Here is a 15,753-nt window from a genome sequence, read left to right as displayed (position 1 = left end):
CCAAAAAATAAGCCCGGTAAGCATGACGCCTGCCGGGCTTTCTTTTTCTTACTGATTTTACTGACCCGGCGGGATATCCGAGACGTCGCGGGCATCATCGCTCGCGACTGGCGCCGCTGGCGTTGTCGGGGTCATGAACTGATCCCAGGTCGCCTGCAACTCCTTCATGCTGTACTCCGGCTCACCCTGCGGTTGCAGCAGCACCAGCGCCATTTCTTGCGACAGTTGCTGACGGAGATCCTGATTCAGCATCTCCAGCGTCAGCGAATTCAGGAAGTCCTGACGCAGTTTCTGATACTGCTCCGGTGCGATATCCACCACCTGGTTTTGCAGCGAGCGCATGCGTTGGCCGGTCAGCACGCCCGTATCTGTTCGCGCGTAGGTGGCGAACAGCTTTTGCAGCTCCAGTTTCTTCTGCGCCACCAGGGCGTTGAATTCTTCTTCCGTCAGGCCGTTTTCACGGATGTTCGCTAACTCACGGGCGATGGTGGTGAGATTGGCGTTGAGCTTCTCGTTTGGCGATTCAACATTCACCGCACACTGCGCGCGCTGGTACAGCACACGGCAGTCAAAGCCCAGACCGATGTCTTTGGCGTTGCTTTTGCTCAGGTTCTGCTGAACGTGCCAGAACAGCGCTTCACGCGCGAGGTCGGCGCGCCAGTAGCGCAGTAGTGCCGCTGATTCACGAATCGGCTGCCAGGGCGCATCCCACATAATCGACAGGCGATCCTGATGTTGCGCCTCGGTCATGATGCTCACCGGCTCTGCACGCAGCGGGGAGAGCGTCGGCACCGCGGCCGGGGTTTCCCGTTTCCCTTTCAGCTCGCCGAACGTCTTGTTGATTTGCTCCGCCACGGCACGGCTGTCAACGTTGCCGACCACAATCAGGGTCATCGCATCCGGCGTATACCATTTCTGGTAGAACGCTTTCAGTTGTTCGACATCAACCGGCTGCTTCATCGGCTCGGAAGGATCGTGACCGAGCATGGTTGAACCTTTGAGACGATAGCGCCACCAGCCCTCTTTCGGGTTTTGCGGCCATGTCGCCACCATGTCTTCCGTCGCGAGCGCTTTGTTGACCGATTCCGGCGTGATAGTCAGCTTGCCGCTGGCGTCCGCAAGCCAGGTCAACGACTCTTTCAACAGATCGTTGCGGTTATTGGGCAGGCTGAGATTAAAGAGGGTGTAATCGTAAGAGACAATCGCGGGCGGCATCGGGCGAACGGGATCAATGCCCTGCTGCCAGAGCGAGCGCGCCTGCATGGTTTCCAAACTGCCGCTCTGGGTTAACGCCAGACGCGGGAGAAAATGGCTGTAGCCGCTCTGTTGCGTGCTTTCAGACAGCGAACCGATATTGACCGACAGACGAACTTCGATGCGGTCGCTCGGGCGCTGCGGGGTGGCAAGCACCTGCCACTGAAATCCATTTGCTAACGTTCCCTGCTGCCAGGCGGGATCCGGCTGGAGTGCTTCTGCCTGCACATAACCGGCCGCCGCCATCATCAGTAAACCACCAGCGAAGAGTCGAATTTTAGTGCCCTGCATGTGAACCCCTGATGAACAATCCTGGTTACAAAGGCCGCCCGTTCTGCGTGGGCAGCCTAAAAATAGAGTGAAATACGTCGGTTAGACCGCGAAAACGAGGGATCGTCACACGCGAACGTAAATAATTCATCAATTATGCGCAGGAGCCCGCAGTCCATCAAGGACTACGGGCTTAAGTGGCGGGATTATGAAGATATTTCTTGCGTTTTGTTGTCTGCAACACGGTTATTGAGCGTGTCGGACAGTTTTTTCTGATCGAGTTCTTTCACCCATTTAGCGACCACAACCGTCGCCACGCCGTTGCCCACCAGGTTGGTCAGCGCACGCGCTTCAGACATGAAGCGGTCGATGCCGAGGATCAGCGCCAGACCGGCTACCGGCAGATGGCCAACCGCAGAGATGGTCGCCGCCAGGACGATAAAGCCGCTGCCGGTCACGCCTGCAGCCCCTTTCGAGGAGAGCAGCAGAACCACCAGCAACGTGATCTGATGGAAAATATCCATCTCGCTGTTCGTCGCCTGGGCGATAAACACCGCCGCCATCGTCAGGTATATCGAGGTGCCGTCGAGGTTAAACGAATAGCCCGTCGGGATAACCAGACCCACCACCGACTTACGGCAACCCAGTTTCTCCATCTTGTCGAGCATCCGCGGCAGCGCCGATTCAGACGACGACGTCCCCAGCACAATCAGCAGTTCTTCGCGGATATAACGAATGAACTTGAAGATGTTAAAACCGGTAGCACGCGCAATAGAGCCCAGCACTACCACCACAAATACGATACAGGTGATATAGAAGCAGATAATCAACTGACCGAGTTGCACCAGCGTACCGACACCATATTTACCGATGGTAAAGGCCATGGCCCCGAACGCACCGATGGGCGCCAGCCGCATGATCATATTGATGATGCCGAAAATGACCTGCGAGAAGCTTTCAATGACGTTGAAAATCAGCTGGCCCTTGTTGCCCAGACGGTGCAGCGCAAAGCCAAACATCACGGCAAACAGCAGCACCTGCAGAATGTTGCCGCTGGCGAACGCCCCGATCACGCTGTTCGGGATAACGTCCATCAGGAAGGCAACGACACCCTGATCTTTTGCCTGTTCGGCGTAGACTGCCACGGCTTTGGCATCCAGTGTCGCCGGGTCGACGTTCATTCCGGCGCCGGGTTGCACCACGTTAACAATGATGAGACCAATGATCAGCGCAATGGTACTGACCACTTCGAAGTAAAGCAGTGCCACCGCCCCGGTGCGCCCCACGGCTTTCATACTTTCCATGCCTGCGATGCCGGTTACAACGGTACAGAAAATCACCGGCGCAATAACCATCTTGATGAGCTTAACGAAAGCATCGCCAAGCGGTTTCATTTGGGTGCCCAACTCAGGGTAGTAATGACCAAGCAAGATACCAATTGCAATGGCTGTCAGGACCTGGAAGTAGAGGCTTTTAAACAAAGAAACTTTCATAGGGTGTCCTTAGAATAAAACCACAGGCTATGTAGGGTTTTTAAATTGCCTGCGGTTCTTAAAATAACACCCGGGAAACATAACAGAAATATTTAGCCAGTCATCTGCAACGGGAATGTTAAAATTTTTGAGCTGAACCGCATAAGCCTGGCGCGTAAGTCATTTGCTTTCATGCGGTCTGGAACCGGAGAGGTAGTCCTGCTCGAAGATTTCGGGTTGCACCGCGCGGGCGAAAAGGTAACCCTGCACCGATTCAACGCCTGCGGCTTTCAGCCACTCGTACTGCGCCTGGTTTTCCACCCCTTCGGCGACGATTTCCAGGTTGAGGCTTCGCGCCAGCTGAATAATCGCCGACACCATGCTGGCATCATCCGGCAGCAGGTCGACAAACGCTTTGTCGATTTTGAGGATATCCACCGGCAAAGACTTCATGTGCTGGAGTTGCAACAGCCCGGCATAGCCCATGCCGAAATCGTCGAGGGCAATGCGAACGCCGGCTTCGCGTAACGGACGCAGAATGTCGACCGCCTTTTTGGGATCGTCGATACGATGACTTTCTGTGACTTCCAGAATCAGAGTGCCAGTAGCAATTCTGTAACGTTTCATCAACATCAACAGGTCCGGCACCATATTCTGATGCAGCAACTGCAAAGCAGATAAATTCACTGACAGCGGCATCATAATCCCTTTATGCTGCCACGCCGCCAGCAACCGGCAGGATTCCTCCAGCACCCAATAACCCACGGCGACAATAAGCCCGCAGGCTTCAATGCGCTCAATGAGATCGGCAGGTAACTCCCACTGGCCGTTGGGCTGTTTTTGTCGCAACAGCACTTCCGCGCTGCAGACGTTATCGGTCGCGGTATCCACCTGTGGTTGTAACCAGATGGCGAACTGCTGGTTTTCCAGCGCGGACAGCAGATCGCTCTCTTCGCTCAGCCGTTGCTGCGCCGCTGCCATCTGCGCCGGATCGAAGAACTCGATCTGGTTTTTGCCTTTGCGACGGGCGGCGAACGCCGCCGATACCGCGCGACGATAGAGCTGTTCGGCGGTCAACTGGCCATTGAACATGGCGATACCAATACTGGCGCTCGGGCGAAGCTGAATGCCCTGCAATGGCAGACGCTCGTTAATGACAGTGAGCACTTGCTGACCAAGCGTAATAGCGTGCCATGGTTCTTTTACGCCGTGTGCCAGAATCGCGAAGTCGTAGCCGCTGACCTGGGCCAGCACCATGCGGGGCGAAATCACCGAGCGCAGTTTTTCCACCAGCGTCAACAGCAGAATTTCGCGCTGCGCCTCTTTCAGCACGCCTGCGGTATCCTGCAGGGTTTCACAGGCCACCACCATCAGCGCGGTCGCCTGTTCACGGGCGACGGTCTGCTCCAGCAGTGCCAGTAAAAACGCCTTATTGGGCAGATCAGAGACAGGGAAACGGGTGGCGTGGCTGTTCAGCTCTTCATGCTGGCGGAGCAGAAGTTGTTGGTTGCGGTTATAGCTGCGCACCAGCATACCGATTTCATCATCATGATGCAGACGCGGCAACGCCAGTTGATGTCCCACGCGCTCCTGCGGCGAGACGTCGTTCACGTCCCGGGCAATACTGCGTAGCGGGCGCACAATTAGCCGGTTGATACACCAGGTGATCGCGACGCTCAGCATCAGCGATAAAAGTAAGTAAGCAGTCACCAACGTAGCCAGCGCACTCATCACAAAGCGGTACATCTGCCAGGAATCCGCCTGTAATACCAGATAAGCCAGCGGCTGCGGGTTGGCGGGGCGTTCCAGCGAGTAAATCGGCAGTGAGATTTGTACCGGCAACTCAAACACGCGGGTGATCATCACCGGGACGGGGCGCTCAGGAATGAAGCTCATGCGCAGCGCCTGAAACTGGTTCGGCAGCACAACGTCGGCGCGGCTGACAATCCCCGCGGGCTGGATGCGCGCCAGAATGGCTTCGGCTTCCGGGATATCCGCTTTCAGGATGGCGGCCGAGAGCGGCTCGCGCACGGAGCGGGCGACGCTTTCGAGGTGCGTCGCAGTGGTATAGCGGTTCTGTTGCACAAAGTGGAAGAGCAAGATGAAGCAAAAAATGAACGTAAACACCATGACAACGGCTGACACCATTGCCATATGTTTAATTGTCAACGAACGGCTAACGCGCAAAAGGACTCTCCACTGAGACAAAAAACAACCAGCATGCCGCGTTCATCAGCGAACTCAGCCGGCGGCCCGGTAACGAAATGTTACCAGAACGCCGGCTGATTATACCCGATCGTTCAGAGAATCCCTCAGATTTAGAGACTATTCCGGTGGGTTACCAGTCTGCATACGGCACCAGCGGTTGTGGCGGCAGATCCATATCGCCCTGCCAGCCTGCTGCCGAGTAGCGCACATACATCAAAAAGTGGCTCGGCGCATAGTCTTTCGCCTGCTGAATATCGACCGCCGCGCCGACAAACCAGTTGGAGGTCACACGGCGCTCCAGCAGCGCCCGGGCGGTATAACCAAAGCCGTTGCTACTACTGCCTTCGGAGATCTGGCTCGCCGCCTCATCCTGCCACTGGGACGGAATCAAATTGTTCAGCGGGTAGCGCGGCATGGTTTTGGTGCGCGAGTGTGACCATGAGCCGGAGGCGCCCAGTTCCCACGACCAGTTTTCCGTACGTTGGCGCCACAGCACCGGCACGGCGAAGGAGAGGTACGATTGCGGACTGTAATAACCGCCCTGACCCAGCGTGTAGCCACTCAGATCTTTGTCATAATGCCAGATCATGTTGTTCAGACCGATGGTAACGCGGCGGTTATTCTCGTTGATGACTTTGTAGTAGTAACCGGTCATCCAGCGGACGCGCCAGTTGTCCTCCACGTTTTTGCCATTCAGGCTGTCAGCGCCGAGACTGGCCCACACGCCGTTGGCTTCACCCTTGTCATAACTCATGCTGACGCCCGCGCCAGTGGCGCGAACACCACCCCAGGTGGTGCCGGTATGACCGTTGTTGTCGTTATCTTTTTGCCCGCCGAAGGCCAGCAACGAACTGGAAATTGGCCGGCGATGCAGATTGACCGTATAGCCAATTGGTCCGAGATCGTCGCTGTAACTCAGCCCGCCCACCACATCGACAACGTTAAAGCCGATCGGAGTGGTGCCGAGATCCATATTCCAGGTATCGTTTTTCCAGCCGACGGCGATGCTCGCGCCGCTGTCCGACTGCTTCGTGCCGCCGCGACAGCCATCGTCGCCCAACGAACAGGTACCCCAGCTGTCGGTGTAGGTGCCGCCGCTGGTTGAGAACGTCCCGGCATTCATATTCACAAAATCAGAGCGGAAAAACATGCGCCCGTCCGCCAGCGGCGCATCCGCCTGCAGCATGGTGGTGTGCGCTTTCAGATCAGAATAGCCGCCGGTACCGCTCGAGCCCCAGTAATCATGCTCAAGCGTGACGTTCACGTCCTGCTGGCGATAGAGATCGGCGGCATCGCTGCGCAGGCCGCGCTTCAGCCAGTCGTCTTTCTCATCATTACGCGTTAAGCGGGTAAAGGTGTCGTTATCCTGCGGACGCGCTGGCGTAATCCCCGTCGCCACCATCGCGTCTTTGTAATCTTCCAGCCCCTGCTGCGGGTTGCCTGCGGCCACTTCCACACGCGCGGCGTCACGCAGCACCAGCGCGCTGTCCATGGATGGCGGCTGCGATTTCGCCTGCGGCACGATGCGGCTGAAGATTTGTTGCGCGCTGGCCGTATTGCCCAGCCCCGATTGCGCCAGCGCCACACGGCGCTGCATGTTGAGCGAAGGATTCGCCTCCAGCGGCGGCAGTTTTGCCAGTTGTTCGCGGGCGCTGGCTTTGTCCCCCGCGGCGAGATACACCTCCACCAGCCCGAGACGCGCATCCTGGTTTTCCGGCTCTTTCGCCAGTACCGCGTTGTACTGCGCCACTGCGGTTTGCGTATCGCCGCGCTGTTGCGCCCAGTCGGCGAGGATCAAATCGATGCGCGTTGAGGGTGGTTGCTGTTTCAGTAGCGCAATGGCCTGTTCTTCCTGACCGCCGTCGCGCAGACGGTTCGCATTTTCCAGCATCTGGTTGAACTGCAAACGGTCGGCCAGCTCGCGAATATTGTCATTCCACTGGCTACGCGGCAGCCGGTTCAGGTGCGTTAATGCCGCCTGATCCTGATCGTTGCCGGAAAGGTAGAGGCCATTGGCGTAAATCTGTTCGGGATCGTTGGGTTTTTGCTGCGCCAGACCGCGCATCAGCGCATCGGCTTCGCTGCGTTGCCCGGCGCTGTAGAGATCGCGCGACAGGCGGTAGGTTACCCACACACTGCCCGGATCGAGCGCTAAACGCTGACGCTGCAACGCCGCGGCCTGCGCCCATTTGCCTTCGTTTTCCAGCGCTTCCGCCTGTTGCGACAGGCGATCATTGGTCAGGCTGCGTTCGATATCATCCACGCTTTTGCGCTGTGCCGCGCTGAGACTTTCAATGAAGGCGGTGGCTTTTTCCGGCGACTGTTCGCGGTAGATGTTCGCCAGCCCACGCACGGCATTGCTGTTGCCGCTATCGAGGCGCAGCGCCTGCCGATAATAACGCTCTGCGGCGGCGCTGTCTTTGCGCGCCATCGCCACATCACCAAGACCCAGCACGGCATAGCTGTCGGTGCTGTCCACGCGCTGCGCCTGCTGATAAGTGCGTTCGGCCAGATCAAGGTTACCGGCTTTCAGCGCCGCATCAGCTTTGCGGATCATCGGCCAGTAAATTTCCCAGCTCTGCGGTTTATTCTCTTCTCTCGCCAGCTGTTCCGCTTTCGCCCGGAACGCCGGATCAGCCATCTGTTTTTTCTGTTCGTCGAGTTGCGCTTTCGCCGTCGTCGCCAGATCGCCCGTTGTAAATAATAACAGGAAACGCTGCAGTGCCTGGATGCTGGCGTCGTTGGTCGGCATGGTTTTAATTTGATCGTACCAGATGTCCGCCGCCGTATTGCGTCCGGCGTTGGATTTCGCCATCTGCTCGAGGACGGTGAAAGCCTCGTCGCGCTTGTCATCGTCAAACAGCATTCTTGCCAGCGTCGATTGCAGCTGAACGTTACCCGGCATCGTTTTGTTGAGGTTTTTAAGCTGGTTCACCGCCTCGTCATGCCGCGCGGGCAACCGCGCCACTGCGGTCCAGTATTCCACCGCCATCGCACCGTCAGGCGGCGCGCCATTGAACAACTTATCGTAGGTGGCGAGCCCCTCTTCAACATGGCCGGTGGTGGTTAACAGCCGCGCCTGTTGCAGTGCCTGTCGCCCTTCCGGCGTCGTTAACTGAATTTCACTGCGCGAGTTTTTGTAGGCGCTGGAGTCCGGCGCCAGTTTCGCCAGCCGGTCAAGTTGGGTCTGCGCGGCTGCCGCATCGCCCTGACGCAGCAGATAACGCAACCGCGCGGCGATGACGTCAGGATTATTGGGGTCAATCAGTTCCAGTCGATACAGCGACTGGGTGACCAGATCTTCCCGATTGCTGGCCTCCCCGACACGAACCTGATCCAGGAGCTGCTGCTGGGCGGCGGTATTCGCAGCCCAGGCAGTCGGCACCATGGCAAGGCCGAGCGACAAACTGAGTAGACTTACTGTGAACTTGCGCATTCCTGGCCCCAGTCAGGTAGTAATTCACCGCGGGCGGTGAAACGAAAACGGTGTTGATCCCAGCCTTGTCCAAACAGGGTTAGCACATAGTTAAAATAGGCGTCCGCGCCGGGGAAGTTATCCGCGACGCGCTGGCGCTGAACGGCCTGGGCATCGCGATTTTGTAAGAAGGGCAGCAACGAGGCGGAGAACCCGACCGGGCCGCTGTTGGTCACTTTACCGGTCGCGATATCCACTTTCTCCGGCGGTAATCCTTCACGGGTGGTTTGCATCGCCATCGGGTTAAAGCGTTTGAGCAACCGCGCTTTTTGCGGATCGCTGTCGTGCAGCATGCCCGTCCACAGATAGACGCGAATGGCGTCATAGCTGCCGACCAGCGTTTTATCCTGTTTTAACTGCCAGCCTTTGCCTTTTTCATACCGCACCCAGTCCGGCGAAAAGCCTTTCGGTGCGGTCTCCAGCAGCAGGCGCAGGTTGGTTTCCCGCAGCGTGCTCCACGGCGCGCCAAGGCGGGCAAAGTAGCTGGTCAGTTGCGGCGGGAAATAGCTGGGGTTGAAGCGCCAGCCTTTATCGTCGTCAAAGCCGACTTTCCCCGGCAACAGCATGGAGCCCAGCCCCGGCACCGTCACCACTTCATCTTTGGCGATCCGCGACAACAGGCCTTTCCCGGCGTCACTGTAGCGCGGCTCTTTCCACAGGCGCCCGGCTTCCATCAGCGACCAGGCGATCCACAGATCGGCATCCGACGCGGAGTTGCTGTCGAGTACCGTCCACTTATCCTCGTTTTTGCCCCACAGCCAGGCGGGTAAGCTGGCGCTCAGATCCCCCCCGGCGAGGTTGTCTCTTGTCCAGCCATATAGCGTGGCAAAGGCGTTGCGGTCATTCGCCACCAGCGCGAAGAACATGGCATAGCTTTGCCCTTCTGAGGTGGTAATTTTGCGCGCGTCGCTGGGGTCAATGACCCGCCCGTCGTCGCTGATATAGTCCTTTTTAAACTGGTCCCATGCCGGCCAGTGACAGGCGGCATTCGCCTGTACAGTGACCAGCAGGGTCAATACCAGCGCCATCCAGCGGGCTACGTTCATCATCGTTTACTCGTCATCACCTGGCGTCAGACGACGACGGCTGATGATGCGCAGCAGACGCCACAGCACCCAGGCCAGCAGCACAACGCTTATCGCCGCCAGCACCGCCAGCAGGATTGGATGGTTAGAGAGCGCGTACCAGACGCGTTCAAACCACGGCAGATGACCGACGTAATAAATATCGCCCACCCGGAGGCTGCTGACGCCCGCTTCGCGGATCACCGAGACCGAACCGAACATTACCGCCCGCTTGCCGCTGTCGTTCATCGCTTCATTCAGCAGCTCATAACCGCGTGGGCTGTCCGCCAGCAGCGCCACTACGCTGCGCTGATCGTCATACGGCGACTGGAAGCCGACAATCGCCGCCATCGGGCCAGAAGAGCTGATACTGGTCTGCGCGTTCGCTTTCCGCGCCTCAGCATCCATCATCACCGACGGCAGATCGTTGTGGCGAACCGGCGTTTTCACCCAGCTCTTTGTGGCATCAACCAGCAGATCAATCTGTTTGTCATCTTTCAGTTTTTCCGGAATGGTGCCGATCAGCAGGACATCGGCGTTTTTGTCCTGAATTTGGCTGCCATCGTCGGTCACCGTCAGGTTAACTGCCGGGAAACCTGTCTGTGCGCCGATTTCACCCAGCGTATTGAGCATCGTGCCAAGCTGGCTCTGATCCGGCGTTTTCGGCATGACGACGATAGATTCCGAGAGATCCGCCATCCGGCTGAACGGGAAGCCCGCGTTGGCGAACGCGCGCAAATCCGGCATCGCCAGGAAGTGATAGTAGTTGGAGAAGTCGATGGTGGAATCGTCACTCACCACCACGTGGTTCATCACCGGCTGGAAAGTAATACAGTTTTCAATCGTTCCGCCCGGCATCGGGTTCATGTACTGGAAGTCAAAACGCAGCTGGTTGGTTGCACCCAGTTGCAACGCCGGAATTTGCACGTCGTTTTTGCCGTCCAGCAGCCCCTGCAGCACCGGCAGACGCATGATCAGCTTGTTCGCTTCCTGGGTACTGTTGAGGTTGAACGACTGCAGGAACTGGTTGTTCAGGCTGATGTCCATCCGCGAGCTGTCTTTCACTGGCGGCATGGTGTAACGGTATTTGAGATCCATATCGATACCGCTGCTACGCAGCAGGTAGAGATCCGGCGGCAGATTCAATGACAGCGAAATCGCGGTCGGATTCAGGCCCGTGGACTGCAGTTGTTGATCATAAGATTTCAGTTCACCGAAGGTGACCGGGCTGTCGGTGCGGATCCAGTTCGGCGCATCGTACGGCTTACGCGCCAGCAGCGGTTTCACATCGTCCACCACCACACTGTTACCACGGAACAGAATGTTGCCCTGGGCTATGCCCTTCGCCGCCTGCATCAGATCTTTATCATCACGGCCAAGCACCACCAGCAGCTTGATGTACGGCTTATCCGGGTGGCTGACCATTTCTACGGTCGGCGCTTTCACTGGCGGGTGATCGCGCAGGAAATCCGGGCGTTTATCGTTAGTTGCCAGCACGATCGCATTGCGGTCAGGCAGCGTGTTGTAGAGCACCGGGAACGCCTGGCCGCGCCAGCCAGCACGGGAACCGAACCAGGAGGCGATAAGCCCGGCGGCCTGCTGCTGCATGACGTCCGGCGCACCGGCAAAGACCATCGGCAGCGTCAGCGGACGGTAATCGCGCGGGTCAAAGAACGGCACCGGGAAGTGCGACAGATCGTTCTGCACTTCTAAGGTCTGGAAGGTTAAATCCAGCGCGCTGCTGCGCCCGACGTCCATCCACAGCGTGGTGCTGGACGGATTTTCACACACGTCGCGATAGTGGCCGACAAACACCAGCCGCACGCGGTTGAGATCGGTGATGTAGAGCGGGTCGATGGGCAGTTGCGCGCTGACCTTTTTCCCGAGCTGATCCGGCGTCACCGGCAGCACGCCCATTAGTTCATCGTTCAGATAGACCTTCAGTTGCGACTGCACCGGTAGCAGCGAAGGTGAAGGGGTGTAGTCGAGATTCAGAATCGCTTTGGTCACCACTTCGTCGCTGCGGGTACCGAATTCGACATAGCCGTCAGGGTTGGCGCCGCGAAGCAATATGCTGCCTGGCGCCGGGGCTATCTGAGCGAAGGACAGTTTCACTTCACGCGATGGCGTGTTGTTATCCAGCACCACAGCAGGATTTGTGGCCGCGGGAGGATTTGCGACAGCAGCAGGATTTGCGGCAGCGGCATTCTCCGGTGGCGTCGCAACAGGCTGCGCCGGAGCCGCAGTAGCCGCGCCGGTTTCAGGTTCCGCGTAAGTTGTGATCGGCAGCATGCTGCTCATGCCCACCGCTACTGCACACATCCAGAATAGTTTTCTTTTCATCGCGTAATCATCATTGTTGAGCCATAGCCGGTTCCGGTTGACGTGCCGTTGCGTCCTGCTTCGGGCGTCGCGGAATAAACGAGACAACCCAGCCAACCAGTGAAGTGAGTGACCGGAAAATATATTTCACGGACGGGGGCGAAAACTCCGCGAGATGGCGGTAGCCACGGAACCCCAGTTTCAGGATATCCAGCAGGCTTTCCAGCGGCTTATCTTCCGGGAAGCTGTCCTGCCAGAGCGCCCACGTATCTGCACGGGCGAATGTACACTGCACAAAATCGATATGCTGTTGGTTGGTCATCGGCAGCAGTTTCAGACCCACTTCGCTGCCGTGAACCCGCGCCACCTGTGCCGGGAAGCCGTATTCCTGCTGTCCGCGCTTGAGCAACAGTTGCACTTTCTGCCCTTCCAGCACCTGCGCTTCGCCGTTGATACTGATCCCCAGACCACCGTCGGAGAAGTCATGGACGGTACAGGAGAACAGATGGCCGTCTTCGCGCGCCAGCGCCGCTGGCATGGTCATCTCCACACGGTGCGAGCGACGCACTTGTTTGCTCTCTACCGAGACCGCCACCGCGCCGCCAAGGATGATCATGTTATAGAACACCCACAGCAGACTGACCCACACGGTAAGGATTTCATTTTCGGGGCCGTAGAAATAACGCCAGATCCCAAACGCCACCCCGACCAGGTTCAGCAACACGAGGTAGATGTAAGGGCGGGAAATCACCCAGTCGACATATTCCTCTTCCACCAGACCGCCTTTCGCGGTGACGTTGAATGTGCCTTTATGCGGGTTAATCAGCGCCACCAGCGTCGGCGGCGCGATGTACCAGGCCAGTACCGTTTCGTAGATTTCACTCCAGAACGAATGGCGGAATTTCCCCTGGATTTTCGAGTTCGTCAGGCTGGCGTGGATCATATGCGGCAGGACGAACAGCGCAATCATGATCGCCGGGGCGTAGATGATGTACGCATGCAGCAACAGGAAGGCCAGCGGCGCGGTGAGGAAGATCAGCCGCGGAATACCGGACAGGAAGTGGAACATGGCGTTGAGGTAGCAGATCCGCTGAGCGAATTTCAGCCCTTTGCCAAACAGCGGGTTATCAAGACGGAAGATCTGCACCATGCCGCGCGCCCAGCGGATACGCTGGCCGATGTGCGCCGACAGGCTTTCCGTCGCCAGACCCGCCGCCTGCGGGATACGCATATACGCCGAGGTGTAACCGCGACGGTGCAGGCGCAGCGAAGTGTGCGCATCTTCGGTCACCGTTTCGACGGCGATGCCGCCAATCTCATCCAGCGCTTTACGACTGATAACCGCGCACGATCCACAGAAGAAGGTGGCATCCCACATGTCGTTGCCGTCCTGAACCAGGCCGTAAAACAGCGTGCCTTCGTTCGGCGTTTTACGAAAACGCCCGAGGTTGCGCTCGAACGGGTCAGGCGAGAAGAAGTGGTGCGGCGTCTGCATAACTGCCAGTTTCGGATCTTTCAGGAACCAGCCAACCGTCATCTGCAGGAAGGAGCGCGTCGGGACGTGGTCACAGTCGAAAATCGATACCAGATCGCCCTTCGCCATCTTCAGCGCATTGTTGATGTTACCGGCCTTCGCGTGCTCATGGGTGGTACGCGCGACATAATGCACGCCAAGGTTTTTGGCGAACTGGCGAAACTCTTCGCGCCCGCCATCGTCGAGGATCCAGATATTCAGTTTGTCTTTCGGCCAGTCGATACCCAGCGAGGCGTAAACCGTGTTTCTGACTACGCTCAGCTCTTCGTTATAGGTCGGGACGAAAATATCCACGGCAGGCCACAGCGAGGTATCTTTCGGCAGCGAAACCGGGTGGCGGTTGAGCGGCCAGACAACCTGGAAAAAGCCCAGCACCAGCACAATCCAGGCGTAGGTTTCTGCAAACAGCAGGATCATGCCGCAGACCAGGCTCACCGGGTCATTCCAGTTGAGCGTCGAGGTATAACGCCACCAGATGTAACGGCAGGAGACAGTGAGCGACAGCACGATGAGCATCAGCGCCGAGAAGCGCCCCGGAATGCGGCGAATAAACAGCGCCACGCCCCACAGCAGCATCAGGAAAATAAACTGTGACAACGGGTTAAACGGCTGCGTAACGCAGATCAGCGCCAGCATAAACGACAGGAACATAATCACGCCGAGGATCGTTTTGCGTAATCGCGGGTGCAGGTGCCCCAGCTCTTTTTGGTCGTCAAGGTGTTCCGTTTTTTCACTGATCCGCGACGGCAGCGTTTCCAGCCACTGGTGATAACGCTCCTGCAAATCTTTCAGTGACCTGAACGCACGCCAACGGCCCTCTTTGCGCGGTTGCGGCGTTCGGGTGGTCAGCAGCCAGGCCAGCTGTAACAAATAGCGCGCCGGATCTAACGGCCGTGGGCGATGCGGATCGATATGCGGGAAATACTCGCGCTGCCGTTCGCGGATCCGCTGCCAGCGGGGATGTTCCAGCGGAATAAACGTCCAGGCCAGCCCCACCCAGAAACAGGCCAGCGTCGCGCCGAGCCAGGAGGCACCGTGATGACGATAATCCCGGAAGCGCGCATTAAGCGATGCCGCCACCGGCGGGGCGAGGAATAACCCGGTGAGGCGAATCATGTTTCGCTCCCGACGGGAGTACGCACCCCGGCGTAATGCAGCAGGCACCAGTTCGCCAGGGTGATGATCTCTTCAGCGGCCAGCGCGTCGCTGCGGTATTCCCCCAGCGGTTGTTTCGCGCCCATGCTTTCGGCTACCGCTTCATCACGGTGGATTGCCACCGGTAGCAGGCGACGCTGACTTTGCAGCCAGATCTGGTAGATATCGTCCTGTATCTGACTACCGACCCGCAGGTCGTTAATCAGCACATGCGCATTGGCGGGCAGTGCCTGTTGATGCAACCGCACGTGGCAGTTGGTATCGGGGTTGACGATCGCCAGCGTGTGATGACACGCCTCCAGCAGAGGCTGCGTATGGGGCAAATAGCCGTGCGGCAGATCGACTAAAATCCACTGATAGTTACCGAGCGCATGAAGCTCGCGAAGAATATCTCCCAGCTGAGACCATGTCGTCTGCAGGGTATACAGGTTCTCCTGTTCGGCGGGCGTCAACTGACCAAAAGGCAGAAGGTCAATCTGAGCGGTGTAGCGCATTCCGGCGTCGCGCCACGCTTTTTCGTCCAGCAGTGCACGCATCCATCCGTCGCGATGAATGAAATCGACATTGAATGACAGGCGCAGCATATTGTCCGGGGAAGCATCGACCACCAGGACTGTCTCCCCCAGAGACTGTAATGCCCAGGCCAACGCTGCAGTGATCGACGTCGTACCCACGCCGCCACGAACGCCTTGTAATCCCAGAATAGCCATCCACGGCTTCCTTCTTATTGATGCTCAGCCAACTCGGCCAACAGCGGCCAACGTTTTAGCGCAGAGGCTAACTGGTCGCGCTGGGAAATATCAGTGTAATCAATTTCCGGCAATGAGAATGCCCGGCTCAGTGCCATAAAGTCATTTTGAAAAGTATATCCGAGCGAAGGATCCGTCGGAGTTATTGGCTCATCATTACCAGACATTTTTGTATCCACCTGGACTAAAATGTGTGTTCAATAGTGAAGACAATGCATTCAACTATGAAATACGGTTTACATGCTAAATC

The 15,753-nt window shown here is 57.7% G+C and carries 9 protein-coding genes; all 9 read right to left on the bottom strand.

Annotation, left to right across the window (positions count from 1 at the left end; genetic code table 11):
* Positions 1 to 57 precede the first annotated feature (57 nt).
* Positions 58 to 1,545, bottom strand: coding sequence for a M16 family metallopeptidase (locus QMG90_RS00820; RefSeq protein ID WP_283282267.1), 1,488 nt, complete (start codon positions 1,543 to 1,545; stop codon positions 58 to 60).
* A gap of 185 nt (positions 1,546 to 1,730) precedes the next feature.
* On the bottom strand, positions 1,731 to 3,017 hold the full coding sequence (locus tag QMG90_RS00815; protein WP_283282265.1) for a dicarboxylate/amino acid:cation symporter: 1,287 nt from the start codon (positions 3,015 to 3,017) through the stop codon (positions 1,731 to 1,733).
* 159 nt (positions 3,018 to 3,176) lie between these two features.
* Complete coding sequence (gene hmsP / locus QMG90_RS00810) at positions 3,177 to 5,183, bottom strand: biofilm formation regulator HmsP (RefSeq protein WP_283282263.1); 2,007 nt, start codon at positions 5,181 to 5,183, stop codon at positions 3,177 to 3,179.
* Between the two features lie 151 nt (positions 5,184 to 5,334).
* Positions 5,335 to 8,640, bottom strand: coding sequence for a cellulose synthase complex outer membrane protein BcsC (bcsC, locus tag QMG90_RS00805; RefSeq protein ID WP_283282261.1), 3,306 nt, complete (start codon positions 8,638 to 8,640; stop codon positions 5,335 to 5,337).
* Positions 8,622 to 9,725, bottom strand: a complete 1,104-nt coding sequence (gene bcsZ / locus QMG90_RS00800) for a cellulose synthase complex periplasmic endoglucanase BcsZ (protein ID WP_283283856.1) — start codon at positions 9,723 to 9,725, stop codon at positions 8,622 to 8,624. The genes bcsC and bcsZ overlap by 19 nt, the downstream gene beginning before the upstream one ends.
* A gap of 6 nt (positions 9,726 to 9,731) precedes the next feature.
* On the bottom strand, positions 9,732 to 12,086 hold the full coding sequence (gene bcsB, locus QMG90_RS00795; protein WP_283282259.1) for a cellulose biosynthesis cyclic di-GMP-binding regulatory protein BcsB: 2,355 nt from the start codon (positions 12,084 to 12,086) through the stop codon (positions 9,732 to 9,734).
* Positions 12,087 to 12,096: 10 nt separating this feature from the next.
* Positions 12,097 to 14,715: a UDP-forming cellulose synthase catalytic subunit gene (gene bcsA, locus QMG90_RS00790; RefSeq protein WP_283282257.1), complete on the bottom strand. Its 2,619-nt coding sequence runs from the start codon at positions 14,713 to 14,715 to the stop codon at positions 12,097 to 12,099.
* Positions 14,712 to 15,464 carry a cellulose biosynthesis protein BcsQ gene (bcsQ, locus tag QMG90_RS00785; RefSeq protein WP_283282255.1) on the bottom strand — a complete coding sequence of 251 codons (753 nt, stop codon included), beginning with the start codon at positions 15,462 to 15,464 and terminating at the stop codon, positions 14,712 to 14,714. Before bcsQ ends, bcsA begins: the two co-directional genes overlap by 4 nt.
* Positions 15,465 to 15,478: 14 nt before the next feature.
* Complete coding sequence (gene bcsR, locus QMG90_RS00780) at positions 15,479 to 15,670, bottom strand: cellulose biosynthesis protein BcsR (protein WP_054177967.1); 192 nt, start codon at positions 15,668 to 15,670, stop codon at positions 15,479 to 15,481.
* Positions 15,671 to 15,753 lie beyond the last annotated feature (83 nt).

Source organism: Trabulsiella odontotermitis (assembly GCF_030053895.1).
In the GTDB taxonomy this organism is placed as follows: domain Bacteria; phylum Pseudomonadota; class Gammaproteobacteria; order Enterobacterales; family Enterobacteriaceae; genus Trabulsiella; species Trabulsiella odontotermitis_C.
This window is presented reverse-complemented; position numbering and strand designations above follow the sequence as displayed.